The sequence below is a fragment of the Bradyrhizobium uaiense genome (genome assembly GCF_010811875.1).
In the GTDB taxonomy this organism is placed as follows: Bacteria; Pseudomonadota; Alphaproteobacteria; order Rhizobiales; family Xanthobacteraceae; genus Bradyrhizobium; species Bradyrhizobium uaiense.
Window position 1 is genome coordinate 1 of sequence record NZ_VKHP01000059.1, and the last position, 19,067, is coordinate 19,067.

Here is a 19,067-nt window from a genome sequence, read left to right on the forward strand (position 1 = left end):
CCTGATCACCTCAGTCGCGTCGCCGTCGTCTATGTTCGCCAATCGACGATGTCCCAAGTCCTGGGGAATCTCGAAAGCCAGCGGCGGCAATATGACTTGGCGCAAGCCGCGGAAGCCGCCGGATTTAAATCGGTGACAGTCATTGACGACGATCTTGGCCGCTCAGGATCGGGCAGCACGCAGCGGCCTGGATTTGAACGGCTTGTGGCGATGGTATGTTCGGGCGACGTCGGTGCTGTTTATTGCATCGAGGCGTCGCGGCTGGCGCGCAATGGACGTGACTGGCATCACCTGATCGACCTCTGCGCGCTCGCTGGCGCGTTGGTTATCGATCCCGACGGAGCCTATGATCCGCGGCTTGTCAACGACCGCCTGCTGCTCGGATTGAAGGGGACGATGTCGGAGTATGAGCTGAGTCTGCTTCGCCAACGGGGAATCGCCGCTCGAGACTCCAAGGCCCAGCGCGGCGAGTACCGCTTCATGCTTCCACCCGGATTTTGTTGGAATGAACTTGGCAAGATCGAAATCGATCCCGACGAACATGTGGCGGGAGTAGTCCGACTCGTCTTCACGAAGTTCCGCGAGCTCGGCAGCGCCCGGCAGGTCTTTCTTTGGCTACGCGCCGCCGACATCAAAATGCCTGTGGTCTTGAGGAACGTTCAAATCTACAAGCTTAGCTGGAAGGCGCCGGCCTACCACACGGTGCGGAATGTTCCGCAGGCGACCTCAGCCGGCCGAACTGGCTGCGCACCATGAACAGCATGAGGCGACCCGTGCCGATGCCGGCGAGGCCTCCCGCCACCTTGACGATGGCGTCGATCAGGCGGCCGTGGCGGTCAGGCGTCAGCAACTGCATCGCTTCGAGCGAGAATGCGCTGAAGACGACAAAGAGCACGATCAGCGCGGTGCGCCGCGGGTAACCCAGTACGAAAGCCAGCGCCATCACGGCAAATGCCGCGAAATGCTCGGCCTGCGGATGGAAGAGCGAGGGGCGGTCCTGGATCGGGGACAGCGTCACGAAGGCGATGAAGGCAAGTGCAAGCCAGCCCGCAATCACACCGAATGTCTTTATCTTCGAAACAGGCAACAATTTCTTCCGGTCCCAGTGCCCCGCCATGTCGCGCTGCATTAGCGCATCGCTCGTTTCAGCGACAATTAAATGCCCGCCGAAGGTTAACTTGCCGGCCGGGGCCGCGGGGTGAACGGAGTTCAAGAAAGCCCACTTAGGTTATTGCCCCGCGAGTTCCATGTGTGATGATCTCACTTTGATCTCGGGGAGTTCATCCAATGAAGGACATGCAAACGCACCTGGAGAAGCTTCGTGTCGAGGCGGAAGAGTGCGAGCTGATCAGCAAGCTGGCGACCAACCAGACCAAGAAGGAGCTGTTTGCCAAGCTCGCTGCGCATCACCGCGCGCTGGCTGCCGAAGTCGAGAAGGCTATGGGCGAGTCCAGGCCCGGTTGATGGTTTCGATTTAGGAACATTACGCCAACCTGACAATTGACGCCATCGCCGCGCATCACCTTTGGCACCCGGCGATTGGATCGCGTGTCGCGCTCTGGCCTCCTGAATGGCAACGGAGCCGCACATGACGAAGCGACGCAACCGCGTCAAGCAAGCCCATTCCCTCGAGGAACGCCTTATCGCGAGAGCCGAGCGCCTGCGCGAACGAGCCGCAGCGCTGGCCCCCAGGTATCGAGAAAGAGGCTATACTCGAGTTGGCCCGGCAAGCCGACGCCGGGGCAAGCATGAGCGAGTGGCTACGCTCGCCCAGATCCGCTTAGGAGGTCTGTCATGCATGCACACCATCACCGTATCGACAGCGTCGAGATCGCCTTTGTCTGCGCTGCGGCAGTGTCGTTTGTGGCCCTGGCCGCAAGCGTGGCCTGGCTGGTTATGCGGTGAACCATAGGGCTCATTCGAAAGAGACGGCCCCAGCGCCGGGGAAACGCTGAGGCCGCGTCCAAGTGCTGTCCGTCTCAGGCACCGGGACCGCTGGTCAACCGGATGTCGCGACGGTGGTTCCTGCAAAAAGAAGCGGCCCCAGCACCCTTGGAGGGTCAATGCCGGGGCCGCCTCTTTATTCCCATTCTCACGCCGAACCGCCGCTTGCCGATAATAGACGGCCCCTCTGGGCTTAAAACTTGAACTTAATGAAACAGCCCGACCCAGTAGCTGGATCACCGAATCAAAGTGTGAGCCAGTCAATTAACCTGTGTGAATCAAAGGTAAAAAAATCGTCCGCATGCTTAACGGGCGATCCTAGTTTCCCTCTGCGAGGCGCTTTCTGATTATCGTTAGCCGTGCGCTCACGGCGGCTTCGGTGCGGCCGAGCTTCTGAGCGATCTCGCGCTGTGCTAGGCCAGTTTCGCGGATCATCCGCAGCAGGCGCTGTTCTTCCTCTTCCATCCAAGCCGGCAACGCGTTCTCCAAAGCTATGAGTCATGAAATGCCAGCTAGAGATTGCAAACTCCGAGAACCCTGTCTGTCCGGTGTTTCCCGGTACACCCGGCATTGCTTCAAGATTTGGGTACCCAGATACTCAAAATTGAAACCCGACCCGATCCGGCGCGCATATGTTCGCGGGAACCAGCCGCGCTTGCGCGGGTTCCCGCGATGGTGCACCTGACAAAAATAAGCTTTGCCTTGCGAATCCATTCATAGGCCGTTCACGGCCGGAAGCCTCATTTGATGCCGGAATATCGCAATGCTCACTCTCGGAGGCCAAAGTGCGTCTGCTCGTCGTTGAGGATGACCCGGATCTGAACCGCCAGCTCACCACCGCGCTGACGGACGCCGGCTATGTGGTCGATCGCGCGTTCGACGGCGAGGAGGGGCATTTCCTTGGCGACAGCGAGCCCTACGACGCGGTCGTGCTGGATATCGGCCTGCCGAAGATGGACGGTATCTCGGTGCTCGAGGCCTGGCGGCGCAACAAGCGCGTGATGCCGGTGCTGATTCTCACCGCGCGCGACCGCTGGAGTGACAAGGTGCAGGGCTTCGATGCCGGCGCCGACGACTATGTCGCAAAACCGTTCCATCTCGAGGAGGTGCTGGCGCGGATCCGCGCGCTGCTGCGCCGCGCCACCGGGCATGCCCAGGTCGAGCTGGTCTGCGGTCCGGTGGCACTGAACACCCGCACCAAGCGGGTCACCGTCAACGGCAACCCGATCAAGCTGACCTCGCACGAGTACAATCTGCTCGACTATCTGATGCATCACACCGGGCGGGTGGTGTCGCGCACCGAGCTGGTCGAGCATCTCTACGACCAGGACTTCGATCGCGACTCCAATACCATCGAGGTGTTTGTCGGCCGCATCCGCAAGAAGCTGGAAGTCGATATCATCCAGACGGTTCGGGGCCTTGGCTACATGCTGTCGCCGCCGACTTAAAGCGCTTTCTAGCGAGCGGATACCGTTTCGCTTCATGTGAAGAAGCCACGGCCAAACAACAGGATGAGGGCATATCCTGTACAATCGGATCATGCTCTTGGAGTGCTTGATCGGCGGACACGGACATTGTCATGATCCGCGCCGGGAGGACTGGATTCGCTGATGTCTGAATCCCTGATGTCTGTTGCCGCCGACACGCTGTTCGAGCTCGTGGCCTGATGGGCGGCAGCTCGCTTGCGACCCGCCTGTTCGTCTCGGCGACCGCCTGGGTGGTGGTGATTCTGGCGATCACGGGCGTCATCCTGTCGTCGGTCTATCGCGACGCCACCGAGCGCGCCTTCGACCGGCGGCTCAATCTCTATCTGCGCACCCTGATCGCCGAGGTGGCGACGCCGGACGAGCCGGCCGACCGCCAGTTCCAGTCGCTGGGCGAGCCGCTGTTCGACCTGCCGCTGTCGGGCTGGTACTGGCAGATCACCCGCACCGACACCGAAAAGGGCGAGACCCGCGCCTCGCGCTCGCTGTGGGACAAGAAGCTGCCGAAGCTCGAGGAGCACGGCGCCGAGCTGACCGCCGCCGGCGTCCGCCTCGGCTATGTCGACGGGCCCGAAGGCCAAAGCCTGCGCGTGGTGGAACGGCCGGTCGATCTCGGCACCGACGGCAAGTTCCTGGTCAGCGTCGCCGGCGACGCCACCGAGATCTTCGATGAGACCCGCAGCTTCGATTACTACCTCGGCGGAACCTTCGCTGCGCTCGGCATCGTGCTGCTGCTGACCACGATCTTCCAGGTGCGCTACGGCTTGGCGCCGCTCAAGCGCATCTCGGATTCGATTGCCGATATCCGCTCCGGCCGTGCCGAGCGGCTGGAGGGCCGGTTCCCGGTCGAGATCGCGCCGCTGGCGCGCGAGACCAACGCGTTGATCGATGCCAACCGGGAGATCGTCGAGCGTTCGCGCACCCATGTCGGCAATCTCGCCCATGCGATCAAGACGCCCTTGTCGGTGATCGTGAACGAGGCGGCCGCACATACCGCCGATCCCTTCGCCAGCAAGGTGCTGGAGCAGGCCGACGTGATGCGCGACCAGGTCGCTCATCACCTCGAGCGGGCGCGGATCGCCGCCCGCGCCACCATCGTCAGCACCATCACCGACGTCGCACCCGTGATCGAGGCGCTGCGCCGGACCATGGAGAAGATCCATCGCGATCGCGATCTTGCGATCGAGGCGAAGGCCGATCCGGCGGCGCGGTTTCGCGGCGAGCGGCAGGATCTGGAGGAAATGGTCGGCAATCTCGTCGACAACGCCTGCAAATGGGCCGCCTCGCAGGTGCTCGTCGAGGTCAGCGTGGTGCCGCCGGAGGCCCCAGGCGCCGGGCCGAAGCTGCGCATCGTGGTCGATGACGACGGGCGGGGCCTGTCGGAGGCCGAGCGCGCCCAGGTGTCGCGGCGCGGCCAGCGGCTCGACGAATCGAAGCCCGGCTCGGGGCTCGGCCTGTCGATCGTAACCGATCTCGCCGGCCTCTATGGCGGCAATCTCACCCTGAACGACGCGCCGATCGGCGGCCTGAGGGCCGAGCTGGTGTTGCCGGCTGTGTAGGGCATGATCGCTTTACTCTGAATCGAGCCGCGGACTCGGCTTCACCTCGCCCCGCGTGCGGGGAGAGGTCGGAACGCATCGTGAGATGCGTTCCGGGTGAGGGGGAGTCTCCGCAAACGCAGCTGTCACCCGATATGCGGAGGCGGCCCCTCACCCCAACCCTCTCCCCGCAAGAACGGGGCGAGGGAGCGCAGCGCCGCCGTGGTCGCCACCCGACCTAAACCCATCTCGCTCTAGTCTGCCTTGGGGGACGCCGAGCCGTCATTATTCCTAAACGGCTTCTTAACGCGCCGACCTCTATCATCGCGGGCGGACGGGCTGCGGCGTTTGCCGGGCACCAAGCTTTCACGACCGGGCGCATGAGCCAGAAATCGATCGAGCGGCTGAGGGATTATCTCGCGCAGCTTCCGCCGCAATCGCAGGCGCTGCTGATGCGCGAGCTGGAGCGCGCGGTCGAACGCGGCGATGATGTCGCGATCGCCAATCTGGTGCTGGAGCAGCTGCGCAAGATCGTACGCGGGGCCGAGCAGGACGAGCAGATCGAACCGCGCAGCGACGACCCGGCGCGGCTCCTGTTCCGGCCGCTGGAGCCGTTCCTCGCCGAGACCAATTTCCCGACCCGACCCGGCCAGCTCCGGCGTGCCTCGCTGCTGCCGATCTGGCAGTGGCTGGCCCGCGAGGGCGCGCCGGAGGCCGCCCGCGCATTCGAGGCGGCGCTGGCGGCAGCCACTGAGAACGGGCCGATCGAGATCGCCGCGCGCAAGTTCCAGCTGGCGGCTGCGGAAGCCATCCTCAAGATCGCCGGGCCTTCGCAGGACGACCGCCAGCGCGCACTGTCGCGGGTCGGCCCGCCGAGCGTTGTCGAGGACCTGCTGCCGATCGGCCTGGTGCTGCAGGCCCGCGAAGCCCTGGAAACCCTCGGCAGCCGGCTGCCGAGCCAGATCCGGGTGTTTGCCGATTCCCAGATCGCTTCCGCCATGGATGCGCTCAAGCTGCCGTCGCTCCAGACGCCGCAGCTATTGCCCTTCGCGCTGTCGTTGATTGCGCAGCGGCTCGCCGCGCCCTGGCAGATCATCCGGCTCGCCATCAAGATGGCGGCCTCCGACGACGAACTGCGGGTTGCGGCAACGGCCTATGGCATCGCCGTCACCATCGCGCTGCATGATTTGTCGTTCGTCGCGGCCTGCCTGCGCACCGACATCAGGCGCGGGCATTTCGATTATGTCGGCGAGCAGCTCAAGACCCTGCATGACGGCGTCCGCGGCCTGCGCACTGAGCTCGACCTGCGCAACGATTCCACCTGGGGCCGCCAGCTAACGTCGGTGCGCGCCGATACCTCGAACGCGCTGCAATCGGAGATCGACAGCGTGCCGGGACGGGTCCGCCGCATCCTGCGCCAGCGCGCCGACAAGGACATCACCGCCGGCGCCAAGATCGACCAGTCCGAGGTCGAGGACGCCGCCGCCCTGATCGATTTCGTCGCGGTGTGCCGCACCTATGCGAGCGAGCTCGCCATCAACGAGGTGACGCTGCGGACCTTCTCAGACCTGCAACATTACGTCGAGCAGTCGACCGAGGGGCTGGTGCAGTCGCTGCGCGGCGGCGACGCCCGGGTCCGCGCCTTCCGCCAACAGCAAGTCAAGGCCGCGATCCGCTTCTGCGAGGTGCTGTTCGGCCACGACTACGCCTCGCTGATGAACCGGGCGGCGGAGAATGCCGTGACCGGTGAGCGGAAGTCGTCGCGCGCGGGGTAGGGAGAGCGGGGACAATGATGGGCGAGAAAGAACAGGAATTGCAGTACGGTACTGTCACCGCGATTTCCGTCATGGCCGAGCTTGTCCCGGCCATCCACGTCTTTCTGTCGCGGAAACCAAGACGTGGATGCCCGGCACAAGGCGAAACCAAGACGTGGATGCCCGGCACAAGGCCGGGCAAGACGAGCTCGTAGAGCTATCGCGTTTGCGCAATTTCGGAATAATGGAAGTGTGCCGCTGAGTTGCCCGACGTGTCAAGACGGCATTCGAGCGTCGACAGCCGGCCCGCCGGCTACTTTGCATGGGGTTGTTTTCGATATTTTGCCGGCGCGCACCTCCGCCCGAAAACACCGTTGCTAGACCGCCGGGACGGCACCGGAAAACCGCCTGATTTCAACCTGCCTCCGATCCAGTAATTGTCAATTGCCGGGCTCGCCGCCGGTAGTGTAAAGCGATTCTAAGGCGGCTTGCCGGAAGCCGCCGTTCCATCCGGGAACCGCTTGATGACGCTGTGGTTTGTGTTCGCGCTGATGACGGTCGCGGCGATCTTTGCCGTGCTGTGGCCGCTCAGCCGCCGCGGGCGGACCGACAGCGGCGGCAGCGAGGTCGTGGTCTACCGCGACCAGCTCGCCGAGATCGATCGCGACCTGGCCTCAGGGATCATCGGCGCCGCCGAGGCCGATGCCGCGCGGATCGAGATCAGCCGCCGGCTGCTTGCCGCGGCCGACGCGAGCGGACGTGAAGAACCGGTGCAGGGCAGTCTCAACCTGCGGCGCTCTGCCGCGATCGTGGCGCTGGTCGGGTTGCCGGTCATTGCGTCGGGCTTCTATCTCGCGCTGGGCTCGCCGCGCCTCGGCGACTTTCCGCTCGCCGAGCGCAGCCGGGTCGCCGATGCCAACCAGCCGCTCGCCAATCTGGTCGCGCAGGTCGAAGCGCATCTGGAGAAGAACCCGACCGACGGCCGCGGCTGGACGGTGCTGGCGCCGGTGCTGTCGCGGCTTGGCCGCTACGACGATGCGGTCCGCGCCTATCGCAATGCCATCACCTACGCCGGCGACAGTGCCGATCGCCGCGCCGATCTCGGTGAGGCGATGATGGGGACCGCCGGCGGCGTCGTCACTGCGGAGGCCAAGGCGGAATTCGAGCGCGCGGTCGCGCTGAATGGCGACGATGCCAAGGGCAATTACTTTCTAGGCCTTGCCGCAGAGCAGGACGGTCGCAAGGCCGACGCCGCGGCGCTCTGGCAGAAGATACTGGCGAAGGGGCCGTCCGACGCGCCGTGGCGGCCGCTGGTGCAGGCCGCGCTGGTTCGGGTCGGCGGCGTCAGCGCCCCGGCGCTGCCCGATGGCGCGGTGGCCGCAGCGAAAGACATGAGCGAGGCCGATCGCGGCACCATGATCAAGGGCATGGTCGATCGGCTGGCGACGCGGCTGAAGACCAACGGCGACGACGTCGAGGGCTGGCTGCGGCTGGTCCGCGCCTATCTGGTGATGGGGGAGCGCGACAAGGCGATGAGCGCGCTTAGCGATGCCCGTCAGGCCGTAGCCAACAATGCGGATCGGTTGCGCCAGCTCAATGAGGGGCTGAAGAATCTCGGGTTGGATGGATAGAGCATGACGCCGAAAAGTGTGCAGCGGTTTTCGGAGAACGTCATGCGCAAGGATGAACCATGACCAGGAAGCAACGGCGTTTGACACTGATCGGCTGCGCGCTCGTCGTGCTCGCGATCGCCGCGGGCCTGGTGCTCAACGCGCTGCGCGATTCCATCGTGTTCTTCTCGACGCCCTCGATGGTCGCCGAAAAGCATCTCGGTCCGGGCAAGCGCTTCCGCCTTGGCGGCCTGGTCGAACAGGGCTCGCTCAAGCGCGGCGACAATCTCGCCGTGACCTTCACCGTCGGCGACGGCGGCGCGACGCTGCCGGTCGCCTACAAGGGCATCCTGCCGGACCTGTTCCGCGAAGGGCAGGGCGTCATTGCGGAAGGCGCGCTCGATGCGACCGGCGTGTTCCGCGCCGACACAGTGCTCGCCAAGCATGACGAGACCTACATGCCGAAGGACGTCGCCGACGCGCTGAAGAAGCAGGGCCACTGGAAGGACGATTACGGCGCCAAACCGGGCAACATGCCGAGCGCCTCCGCGGCGCCGACCCAGGGAGCCATGCGGTGATCGCCGAAAGCGGACATTATGCCCTGGTGCTGGCGCTCGCCCTTGCGCTGATCCAGTCAATCGTGCCGATCGTCGGCGCGCGCTGGCGCGATGCGGCGCTGATGAACGTCGCGCGCTCGACGGCGCTCGCCCAATTGCTGTTCGTCGCGGCGTCGTTCGCCGCGCTGGTGACGCTGCACGTCACCTCGGATTTCTCGGTCGCCAATGTCTACGAGAATTCGCATTCGCTGAAGCCGCTGCTCTACAAGATCACCGGCGTGTGGGGAAACCATGAAGGGTCGATGCTGCTGTGGGTGTCGATCCTGGCGCTGTTCGGCGGCCTGGTCGCGGTGTTCGGCAACAATCTGCCGCTGTCGCTGCGCGCGCATGTGCTGGCGGTGCAGGCCTGGGTCGCCAGCGCTTTCTATCTGTTCATCCTGATCACCTCGAATCCGTTCCTGCGCATCGCCAATCCGCCGATCGAGGGACGTGATCTCAATCCGGTGCTGCAGGACATCGGCCTCGCTGTGCATCCGCCGATGCTCTATCTCGGCTATGTCGGCTTCTCGATCTCGTTCTCGTTCGCGGTGGCGGCGCTGCTGGAAGGGCGGATCGACGCCGCCTGGGCGCGCTGGGTGCGGCCGTGGACGCTGATGGCGTGGATATTCCTGACGCTCGGCATCGCGATGGGCTCCTACTGGGCCTATTACGAGCTCGGCTGGGGCGGCTGGTGGTTCTGGGATCCGGTCGAGAACGCCTCGCTGATGCCATGGCTGGCCGGCACCGCGCTGTTGCATTCGGCGCTGGTGATGGAGAAGCGCAACGCGCTGAAGGTCTGGACCGTGCTGCTGTCGATCCTGACCTTCTCGCTGTCGCTGCTCGGCACCTTCCTGGTGCGCTCCGGCGTGCTGACATCGGTCCACGCCTTCGCCACCGATCCGACCCGCGGCGTGTTCATCCTGCTGATCCTGTTCGTCTTCATCGGCGGCAGCCTGTCGCTCTATGCCTGGCGCGCGCCGGCGCTGAAGCAGGGCGGGCTGTTCGCGCCGATCTCGCGTGAAGGCGCGCTGGTGCTCAACAATCTGCTGCTCACCACGGCATGCGCGACGGTGTTCATCGGCACGCTGTATCCGCTGGCGCTCGAAGTGCTGACCGGCGAGAAGATCTCGGTCGGCGCGCCGTTCTTCAATTTCACCTTTGCGCCTTTGTTCGTGCCGCTGCTGCTCGCGGTGCCGTTCGGGCCGCTGCTGGCCTGGAAGCGCGGCGACCTGCTCGGCGCGGCGCAGCGGCTGATGGTCGCCGGCATCACCGCCCTGGTTGCGATCGCGCTGGTGTTTGCGTGGACCTATGGCGGCGCGACCCTGGCGCCGCTCGCGATCGGGCTTGCGGCGTTCGTGATCATGGGCGCGCTATGCGACCTCGCCGAACGCGTCGCGCTGTTCCGGATTCCGCTGTCGCTCTCGTTGCGCCGCGCCGGCGGTCTGCCGCGCGCGACCTGGGGCACCGCCTTCGCGCATGCCGGTCTCGGCATAGCGCTGATCGGGATCGTCTGCGAGACCACCTGGAACAGCGAATATATCGGCTCCATGAAGCCGGACGACGTCGCCCGCGTCGCCGGCTACGAGCTGCGGCTCGACGGCCTGAACCCGCGGCAGGGGCCGAATTTCCGCGAGATGGTCGCGCAGTTCACCGTGACCCGTGACGGCGAGAAGGTCAGCGTGATGACCCCGTCGAAGCGCAACTTCACGACCCGCGGCGCCTCGACCACCGAGGCCGCGCTGCTGACCCGCGGCGCCAGCCAGCTCTACATATCGTTAGGTGATACCTCGGCCGACGGCACGATCGCGGTGCGCATCTATGACAAGCCGCTGGTGCTGATGATCTGGTGGGGGCCGGTGCTGATGGCGTTCGGCGGGTTGCTGTCGCTGTCCGACCGCCGCTTGCGGGTCGGCGCGCCGAAGCCGGCCAAAGCCGCCGCGCGCGCCTTGCAGGCGGCCGAGTGATGCGGTCGCGCGCGCTTGCAGGCGCCGCGCTTGCGGCAATTCTAATGCTCGGTGCGATGCCGGCCCGCGCCGTGCTGCCCGACGAGATCATGGCGGATCCGGCGAAGGAGGCGAGGGCGCGCGACCTCTCCAAAGAGCTGCGCTGCATGGTCTGCCAGAATCAGTCGATCGACGATTCGGAGGCGCCGCTGGCGCGCGACCTCCGCCTGCTGGTGCGTGAACGCATCTCGGCCGGCGACAGCGACGCCCAGGTGATCGATTTCCTGGTGGCCAGATACGGCGAATTCGTGCTGCTGAAGCCGCGCCTTAACGAGCATACGCTGGTGCTGTGGCTGACCCCGCCGCTGGCGCTCTTGCTGGGCGGTTTTGCGCTCTGGCGCCTCGGCCGCCGCAAGGCAAATCCGGCCGCTGCCGGGGGCGATTCCGCGGCCGGATTGACCTCGGACGAGCAGACACGGCTGGAACGGCTGCTGGCAGCCGAATCCGCGCCGGACAAGCCGCTTTAGTTCCTTACTAAGTCATTTGTTTGCCTGCGCTATTCTGCCGCAGTGCGGGTCGGCTCGATTACCAAAGTTTAATTCCGCAGCCAGCGCGCCGTAAGGCTGATGACCCCATGTTCAGACGCATCAGGTGCTTGCCCCGCACCGAATGATTCTGGCCCTGGAGATTTCAAGACATGACCGACCGTCCCGACCTCTCGACCCTGCCGTCCTACAAGGCGCCGAAGCGCTCGCTGTTCTCTGCCCGCAAACTCGCGCTGATGGCGTCGGTCGTGGCCGGCCTCGGTGCCGCCACCTACGGCCTCAGCCCCACGCACAATCCCGCCGACCTGTTCACGACGCCTGCGCATGCGCAGGTCAACAACGAGGTCAAGAAGGTTCAGCAGCCGGTCGGGTTTGCCGACATCGTCGAGCGCGTGAAGCCGTCGGTGATCTCGGTCAAGGTCAACATTCGCGAGAAGGTCGCCAAGGACGACAGCGGCAACAACGAGGATTCACCGTTCCAGCCGGGTTCGCCGATGGAGCGCTTCTTCCGCCGCTTCGGCGGTCCGGATGGCTTGCCCCCGGGTCTGCGCGGTGGACCTCGTGGCGGTGGCGTGGTGACGGGCCAGGGCTCCGGCTTCTTCATCTCGGCTGACGGCTTTGCCGTGACCAACAATCACGTCGTCGACGGCGCCGACAAGGTCGAAGTCACGACCGACGACGGCAAGACCTATTCCGCCAAGGTGATCGGCACCGATCCGCGCACCGACCTCGCGCTGATCAAGGTCGAGGGCGGCTCGAACTTCCAGTTCGCCAAGCTCTCCGACAGCAAGCCGCGCATCGGCGACTGGGTGCTGGCGGTCGGCAATCCCTTCGGACTCGGCGGCACCGTGACCGCGGGCATCGTCTCCGCCTCCGGCCGCGACATCGGCAACGGCCCGTACGACGACTTCATCCAGATCGATGCGCCCGTGAACAAGGGCAATTCGGGTGGTCCGGCGTTCGACGTGTCCGGTGAGGTGATGGGCGTCAACACGGCGATCTACTCGCCGTCCGGCGGCAGCGTCGGCATCGCGTTCTCGATCCCGGCCCAGACCGTCAAGAGCGTGGTTGCCCAGCTGAAGGACAAGGGTTCGGTCAGCCGTGGCTGGATCGGCGTCCAGATCCAGCCGGTGACCTCCGATATTGCCGACAGCCTCGGCATGAAGAAGGCCGAAGGCGCACTGGTCGCGGAACCGCAGGCCAATGGCCCCGCGGCCAAGGCCGGCATCGAGTCCGGTGACGTCATCACCGCCGTCAATGGCGAGCCGGTGAAGGATGCGCGCGAACTCGCCCGCACCATCGGCGGCCTCGCGCCCGGCAATGCCGTGAAGCTGAACGTGCTGCACAAGGGTCAGGACAAGACCATCAGCATCACGCTCGGCCAGTTGCCGAACAGCCTGGAAGCCAAGGCCGACACCGACAACAGCGACAAGGGCAATTCGTCCCGTGGCACCGATGTGCCGAAGCTGGGCCTCACCGTGGCGCCTGCCAACAGCGTGGCCGGCGCCGGCAAGGAAGGCGTTGTCGTGACCGAGGTCGATCCCAAGAGTGCTGCCGCCGAGCGGGGCTTCAAGGAAGGCGACGTGATTCTCGAGGTCGCCGGCAAGTCCGTCGGCACCGCCGGTGAGGTGCGCGATGCGATCACCGCGGCGCGCAATGACAACAAGAACAGCGTTCTCATGCGCGTGAAGAGCGGCGGTTCGTCGCGCTTTGTGGCAGTGCCGCTGGCCAAGGGATAACTATCTATGGGTTGGAGAGCGTCGCCGGCATTAGTCGCCCCGCCGACGGCGCTTTCCGGGGGGCGGGCCCCTTGCTCGCTCCCTATGTTGCCTTTCGATGGAATATGCCCCCCTCCGTCGGAAGGTCTCAGGGCGGTGGAGTCCCCCAGCTTCACCGCCCACTTTTTCCCAACAATTCGAGAATACGCGCGGTCGTCTTGCATGTGCAGGCCGGCCGCGCCATGCTGACAGAGGGCCCATTCCCGTGACCGCAACCGCTCCGCAAATGCGCATCCTGATCATCGAAGACGACCGCGAGTCAGCCGACTATCTGGTCAAGGCATTCCGTGAAGTCGGCTATGTCGCGGATCTCGCCTCCGACGGCGAAGAGGGCCTGTCGATGGCCGAATCCGGCGATTACGACGTGCTGGTTGTGGATCGCATGCTGCCGAAGCGTGACGGGCTCTCGCTGATCGGCAATCTGCGCGACAAGGGCAACCGGACGCCGGTCCTGATCCTCTCGGCGCTCGGCCAGGTCGATGACCGCATCAAGGGCCTGCGCGCCGGCGGTGACGACTATCTGCCGAAGCCGTATTCCTTCGCCGAACTGCTCGCGCGCGTCGAGGTGCTGTCGCGGCGCAATGTCGGGCCGGCCGAGGAGACCACCTACAAGGTCGGCGACCTCGAGCTCGACCGGCTGTCGCATCGCGTCGCCCGCGGCAAGGATGAGCTGACCCTGCAGCCGCGCGAGTTCCGCCTGCTCGAGTATCTGATGAAGCATGCAGGCCAGGTGGTGACGCGTACGATGCTGCTCGAGAATGTCTGGGATTATCACTTCGATCCGCAGACCAACGTCATCGACGTCCACATCTCGCGGCTGCGCTCCAAGATCGACAAGGGTTTCGAGCGGCCGCTGCTGCATACCATCCGCGGCGCGGGGTATATGATCCGTGACGGCATTCGGTAAACTGATCCGGACCACGGCGTTTCGGCTGACGCTGGTCTACCTGTTCCTGTTCGCGCTGTTTGCCGCCTCGCTGCTGGCCTATTTCGCATGGAACACGCGGCGGCTGATCACCGAGCAGATCACGACGACCGTCAACGTCGAGATCGGCGAGATCACCGCCATCTATAATCGCCGCGGCCTGCACGGCCTGCTGACCACCATGGGCAATCGTGCGCTGCGGCCGGGCGCCAACCTCTATCTGTTGACGGCGCCGAACGGGCAGGCGCTGGCCGGCAATGTCGGCTCGCTGGCGCCTGGCGTGATGAGCGTCCAGGGCTGGAGCGAGACCGCCTATCGCCGGATCGACGACCAGGACAAGACCGATCACCGCGCGCTGGTGCGGGTCGCCGAGATGGACAACGGCTTCCGCCTGCTGGTCGGGCGCGACCTCGAGGAACGGCGGCGGCTGTTCGGTATCGTCGCCAAGGCCGCGCAATGGTCGATCCTGGTCGTGATCGTGCTCGGGCTCGGCGGCGGCATCTTCGTCGCCCGCCGCGTGTTGCGCCGGATCGACGCCATGACCGGCACCACCAAGCGGATTATGGCGGGCGATCTGTCCGGCCGGCTGCCGGTCGGCCGCAGTGGCGACGAGCTCGACCGCCTCGCGGAAAATCTCAATGCCATGCTGGAGCGCATCGAGGCGCTGATGACGGGGCTGAAGGAGGTCTCCGACAACATCGCCCACGACCTCAAGACGCCGCTGACGCGGCTGCGCAACCGCGCCGAGGAGGCGCTGGCGCGGTCGGGCTCCGAGGCCGACTATCGCGCGGCGCTGGAGCGGACGATCGAGGAATCCGACGGCTTGATCCGCACCTTCAACGCGCTGTTGATGATCGCGCGCGCCGAGTCCGGCCAGGCGCGCGGCAACATGGACGATTTCGACGGCGCCGACGTCGCCAACGGCATCCACGAACTGTACGAGCCGCTGGCCGAGGACGACGGTATGACGCTGCAGGTGAAGACCGCGCCGGCGCCAATTCACGGCAACCGCGAATTGATCAGCCAGGCGGTCGCCAATCTGGTCGAGAATGCCATCAAATATGGCAAGCCCGACGCGGGCGTCGAGCCGATGAAGGCGGATGCGCGCGAGATCCTGATCGAGGCGCGGCGCGAGGGCGATCAGGTCCTGCTCAGCGTCACCGACCATGGTCCCGGTATCCCCGAGGGCGACCGCAAGCATGCGGTGGAGCGCTTCGTCCGGCTCGAGGCAAGCCGCACCTTACCCGGTTCCGGCCTCGGCCTCAGCCTGGCCTCGGCGGTAGCCACGCTCCATGGCGGCGAGCTCAGGCTCGCCGATGCCCATCCGGGGCTGGTGGCGACCCTGGTGCTGCCTGCGCGGGCGGGCGGCAGTGACAGGCTTGCGGCTCAAACGCAGGATGTGCCACAGAAGGCGGCATGAATGCCGCCGCGCCGGGAAACGCGGACCGACATCGTCTGGCCGCGCGGTTCGCGGACGGGCCGCATGTCGCCGCTTCCTTATCCGCCGATCAGCGCCTGACCGACTGGTTCGCCGAACTCGAGCCGGCGCAATCGGCCGCGCTCGCAGCGTTGCTCGAGCATCCGTTCGCGCGGGACATCCTGCGCGGCATCGCCGAGTTCTCACCCTATCTGTTCGAGCTCGCACGCGCCGATGCCGCGCGGTTGATCCGGGTCCTGTCATGCGACCCGGAACAGCATCTTGCCGGCCTGATCGATACGACCTCGCGCGAGGTGCTCGCCGCCGGCAGCGAAGCCGACGCGATGGTTCTGCTTCGCCGCATGAAGGCGGAGGCCGCGCTGATGATCGCGCTGTGCGACATCGGCGGCGTCTGGCCGGTGATGCGGGTGACCGCGGCGCTGACCGACATTGCGGTGAATTCGGTGCAATCGGCGCTGCGCTATCTGTTCCGGCAGGAAGTCGCGCGCGGTCGCATGACCGCCGCCGACCCCGAACATCCCGAGATCGGCTCCGGTCTGATCGTGCTCGCGATGGGCAAGATGGGCGCGGGCGAACTGAACTATTCCAGCGATATCGACCTGATCGTGTTCTTCGATCGCACGGCCACCTCGCTCGCCGAGGACATCGAGCCGCAGCCGTTCTTCGTGCGCGTCACCCAGGCGATGGCGCGGATGCTCCAGCAGCGCTCGGGCGAGGGTTACGTGTTCCGGGTCGATCTCAGGCTGCGCCCCGACCCGGCCTCGACCCAGGTCGCGATCTCGACCGACGCGGCCCTGCATTATTACGAGCGCGAGGGCCGCACCTGGGAGCGCGCCGCGATGATCAAGGCGCGGCCCTGCGCCGGCGATCCCAAGGCCGGCGACGCGCTGGTCGCCGAGCTCGCGCCGTTCGTCTGGCGCAAGCATTTGGACTTTGCCGCGCTGGCCGACGTCCACGACATGAAGCGGCAGATGCAGACCTTTCGTGGCCAGAGCGAGATCTCGGTCGAAGGCCACAACGTCAAGGTCGGCCGCGGCGGCATCCGCGAGATCGAGTTCTTCGCCCAGACCCAGCAGCTGATCGCCGGCGGCCGCCATCCGGAGTTGCGGGTGCGGCCGACGCTGGAGGCGCTCAATGTGCTCGCCGACAGCAACTGGATCACCTTTGAGGCGCGCGACGAGCTGACGACGGCCTATGAATTCCTGCGCCGGGTCGAGCATCGGCTGCAGATGATCGCCGACGAGCAGACCCATTCGTTGCCTGAAGCGCCCGAAGACGTCGAACGCTTTGCGCGTTTCTTCGGCTACGAGAATCGCGAGGCGTTCGCCAGGGACCTGCTTGGTCAGCTCAAGATCGTGCAGAACCACTACGGCAAGCTGTTCGAGGGCGACGATCCGACCGGCACCGCGAAGCTGCCGGATGTCAATTATGGTGCCGGGCCCGAAGACGCCCGCCTGATCGAGCATCTCGCCCATCTCGGCTTCAAGAAGCCGATCGCGGTTGCCGGCACCGTGCAGCAGTGGATCGAGGGCGATTATCGCGCGCTGCGCATGGAGGCGACGCGTGCGGCGTTCCTGGAATTCATTCCCGGCCTGATCGACGGCCTCGCGCATGCCGAGGAACCGGATGATGCGGTGACGGCGTTCGACCGTTTCCTCGGCGCGCTGCAGCGGGGCGCGCGGCTGATTTCGCTGCTCAGCCAGAACCGCGATCTCGTCGCGCTGGTGGCGCTGATCCTTGGTGCGGCGCCGCGGCTCGGCGACATGCTGGCGCGGAAGCCGCAGATCATGGACGGCCTGATCGACCCGCGCTTCTTCGGCGCGATGCCGGACAAGAAGGAGCTGTCGGATCGGCTTGCCGCCACGCTGCAGGATGCGTCGTCCTACGAGGATTTCCTCGATCGTCTCAGGCTGTTCGGCCAGGAGAGCCTGTTCCTGATCGGCACGCGGATCCTGTCCGGTACGGTGTCGGCGCAGCACGCCAGTACGGCCTTTGCCGATGTCGCCGAGGGGATCGTGCACACCGTGCACGGCCTCGTCACCGACCAGTTCGCCGCGCAGTACGGCCGGATCAAGGGGCAGGAGACCGCGATCGTCGCGATGGGCCGGCTCGGCAGCCGCGAGATGACGGCGTCCTCCGATCTCGATCTGATCACGCTCTACGATTTCGACAGCGAGGCGCCGGACTCCGACGGCGAGCGCTCGCTGCACGGCGCGCAATATTTCGCGCGCTTCACCCAGCGCCTGATCAGCGCCTTCACGACCCGCACCAATTACGGCGTGCTCTACGAGGTCGACATGCGGCTGCGTCCTTCCGGACGCGCCGGTCCGGTCGCCTCGCGGATCGACGCGTTCGCCGACTACCAGGAGCGCGAGGCGTGGACCTGGGAACACATGGCGCTGACCCGCGCGCGGGTGATCTCGTCGTCGCCGGAGTTTCGCGAGAGGATCGAGGCGATCATCCGCAGCGTGCTGACGCGGCCGCGCGATGCGGCGTCGACCGCGGCCGACGTTGCCGACATGCGGCGCGCAATTGCGCTGGAGAAGGGCGAGGACGACGTGTGGGACCTCAAGCTCGCCGCCGGCGGGCTCGTCGACATTGATTTCATCGCGCAGTACCTCCAGCTCGCGCACGCGTCAGCGAAGCCGGAAATCCTCAGCGTCTCCACGCTGCAGGTGCTCGAGCATGCCGCCAAGCTCGGTCTGCTCGGCCAGTCCGAAGCCGAGATATTGCGCTCGGCGGCGCGGCTCTATCATGACCTGACGCAGATCCTGCGGCTGTGCGTCACCGGCAAGTTCAATCCGGAGACGGCGGGCGAGGACCTGCGGCGCGTGATGGCGCGCGCCGGCGACGCGCCGGATTTCTCCGCGCTGGAAGCGCGCCTGCGCGAGACGCAAGGCGAAGTGCGGCGGGTGTTCACCGCGATCGTGGGCTAATTTAGGGCCAAACAGTGTTGGATCCGTCATCCCCGCGCAATGGCTTCGCCATTGTCGCTGGAGGTGCGAGCCTTGTGGCGCAGTTGCGCCGTTGGGCGAGCCTCGAAGGATGCACGGTCACCTGCCGGCCCACGCCGATCGGTTAGATGAAATCTTCCGACGGCGCCCGTTGCGGCTCGAAGTTTTCAATGAAAATGCGGACCATCGCACCGAGCAGGAAACATCCTTGCAGCGCGACAGCGCAGGAAATGAACGCGACAATCCCCGTCGCCAAACCGTCGGCGTATCCAACAACAAAGGCCACTGGAACAAGGAGGAGGATCGCGGGGAGGCATACATAGACCCGGAAGTAGCGCCCAAGCAGCAATCCGCAAATGCTACTCGCCAGAACGATCCCCAACATGGCGCTTCCCTTGACGTCCTTTCGATCGGAGCGGAGGCCCCGGTTATCCGGGGCACATGCCAGCATCATGCCAAAGCGTTCAATTCCGGTAAAGTACTGGCTCGTTCGGCCTGGGCGCCGTGGGCGGGAGCAGGCCGGCGGAGCGCGTGGGGCGGGGGCGTCAAGAGGTAGTT

At 65.6% G+C, this 19,067-nt stretch carries 17 protein-coding genes; 14 read left to right on the forward strand and 3 right to left on the reverse strand.

Features of this window, described 5'->3' with window-relative positions:
• On the forward strand, window positions 1-756 hold a 756-nt coding region (locus FNJ47_RS16565), incomplete at its 5' end, for a recombinase family protein (RefSeq protein ID WP_430649386.1).
• Here FNJ47_RS16565 and FNJ47_RS53235 read toward each other — a convergent pair.
• Complete coding sequence (locus tag FNJ47_RS53235) at window positions 674-1,213, reverse strand: VanZ family protein (RefSeq protein WP_430649387.1); 540 nt, start codon at window positions 1,211-1,213, stop codon at window positions 674-676. The genes FNJ47_RS16565 and FNJ47_RS53235 overlap by 83 nt on opposite strands.
• 74 nt (window positions 1,214-1,287) lie before the next feature.
• Here FNJ47_RS53235 and FNJ47_RS49860 point away from each other — a divergent pair, with 74 nt between their 5' ends.
• Window positions 1,288-1,464, forward strand: coding sequence for a hypothetical protein (locus FNJ47_RS49860; RefSeq protein ID WP_165445718.1), 177 nt, complete (start codon window positions 1,288-1,290; stop codon window positions 1,462-1,464).
• 798 nt (window positions 1,465-2,262) lie between these two features.
• Here the strand turns inward: FNJ47_RS49860 and FNJ47_RS16575 are convergent.
• The gene (locus FNJ47_RS16575; RefSeq protein WP_163154878.1) at window positions 2,263-2,421 is read right to left on the reverse strand and encodes a response regulator transcription factor; all 159 of its coding nucleotides are present in this window, start codon (window positions 2,419-2,421) and stop codon (window positions 2,263-2,265) included.
• A gap of 308 nt (window positions 2,422-2,729) precedes the next feature.
• Between FNJ47_RS16575 and FNJ47_RS16580 the strand changes: the two genes are divergently transcribed.
• From FNJ47_RS16580 to FNJ47_RS16635, 12 genes are all read left to right on the forward strand, one after another.
• Window positions 2,730-3,392 carry a response regulator transcription factor gene (locus FNJ47_RS16580; protein ID WP_163154879.1) on the forward strand — a complete coding sequence of 221 codons (663 nt, stop codon included), beginning with the start codon at window positions 2,730-2,732 and terminating at the stop codon, window positions 3,390-3,392.
• Window positions 3,393-3,610: 218 nt separating this feature from the next.
• On the forward strand, window positions 3,611-4,987 hold the full coding sequence (locus tag FNJ47_RS16585; protein ID WP_163154880.1) for a sensor histidine kinase: 1,377 nt from the start codon (window positions 3,611-3,613) through the stop codon (window positions 4,985-4,987).
• Window positions 4,988-5,346: 359 nt separating this feature from the next.
• A complete protein-coding gene (locus FNJ47_RS16590) occupies window positions 5,347-6,741 on the forward strand; it encodes a hypothetical protein (protein ID WP_163154881.1) in 1,395 nt (464 codons plus the stop codon).
• Between the two features lie 14 nt (window positions 6,742-6,755).
• Window positions 6,756-6,935, forward strand: a complete 180-nt coding sequence (locus FNJ47_RS16595) for a hypothetical protein (protein WP_163154882.1) — start codon at window positions 6,756-6,758, stop codon at window positions 6,933-6,935.
• A 309-nt stretch (window positions 6,936-7,244) separates the two neighbouring features.
• Window positions 7,245-8,351, forward strand: coding sequence for a c-type cytochrome biogenesis protein CcmI (gene ccmI / locus FNJ47_RS16600; RefSeq protein WP_163154884.1), 1,107 nt, complete (start codon window positions 7,245-7,247; stop codon window positions 8,349-8,351).
• A gap of 59 nt (window positions 8,352-8,410) precedes the next feature.
• On the forward strand, window positions 8,411-8,908 hold the full coding sequence (gene ccmE / locus FNJ47_RS16605; RefSeq protein ID WP_163154886.1) for a cytochrome c maturation protein CcmE: 498 nt from the start codon (window positions 8,411-8,413) through the stop codon (window positions 8,906-8,908).
• Window positions 8,905-10,890 carry a heme lyase CcmF/NrfE family subunit gene (locus FNJ47_RS16610; RefSeq protein WP_163154888.1) on the forward strand — a complete coding sequence of 662 codons (1,986 nt, stop codon included), beginning with the start codon at window positions 8,905-8,907 and terminating at the stop codon, window positions 10,888-10,890. The genes ccmE and FNJ47_RS16610 overlap by 4 nt, the downstream gene beginning before the upstream one ends.
• A complete protein-coding gene (locus FNJ47_RS16615; RefSeq protein ID WP_163154890.1) occupies window positions 10,890-11,396 on the forward strand; it encodes a cytochrome c-type biogenesis protein in 507 nt (168 codons plus the stop codon). Before FNJ47_RS16610 ends, FNJ47_RS16615 begins: the two co-directional genes overlap by 1 nt.
• Window positions 11,397-11,566: 170 nt before the next feature.
• Complete coding sequence (locus FNJ47_RS16620; protein WP_163154892.1) at window positions 11,567-13,153, forward strand: Do family serine endopeptidase; 1,587 nt, start codon at window positions 11,567-11,569, stop codon at window positions 13,151-13,153.
• A gap of 265 nt (window positions 13,154-13,418) precedes the next feature.
• Complete coding sequence (locus FNJ47_RS16625) at window positions 13,419-14,099, forward strand: response regulator transcription factor (RefSeq protein ID WP_163154924.1); 681 nt, start codon at window positions 13,419-13,421, stop codon at window positions 14,097-14,099.
• Window positions 14,083-15,537: an ATP-binding protein gene (locus FNJ47_RS16630; protein WP_163154895.1), complete on the forward strand. Its 1,455-nt coding sequence runs from the start codon at window positions 14,083-14,085 to the stop codon at window positions 15,535-15,537. Before FNJ47_RS16625 ends, FNJ47_RS16630 begins: the two co-directional genes overlap by 17 nt.
• A complete protein-coding gene (locus FNJ47_RS16635; protein ID WP_163154897.1) occupies window positions 15,534-18,491 on the forward strand; it encodes a bifunctional [glutamine synthetase] adenylyltransferase/[glutamine synthetase]-adenylyl-L-tyrosine phosphorylase in 2,958 nt (985 codons plus the stop codon). Before FNJ47_RS16630 ends, FNJ47_RS16635 begins: the two co-directional genes overlap by 4 nt.
• 142 nt (window positions 18,492-18,633) lie before the next feature.
• Here FNJ47_RS16635 and FNJ47_RS16640 read toward each other — a convergent pair whose 3' ends face one another.
• Window positions 18,634-18,894: a hypothetical protein gene (locus FNJ47_RS16640; protein WP_163154899.1), complete on the reverse strand. Its 261-nt coding sequence runs from the start codon at window positions 18,892-18,894 to the stop codon at window positions 18,634-18,636.
• Window positions 18,895-19,067: the final 173 nt, after the last annotated feature.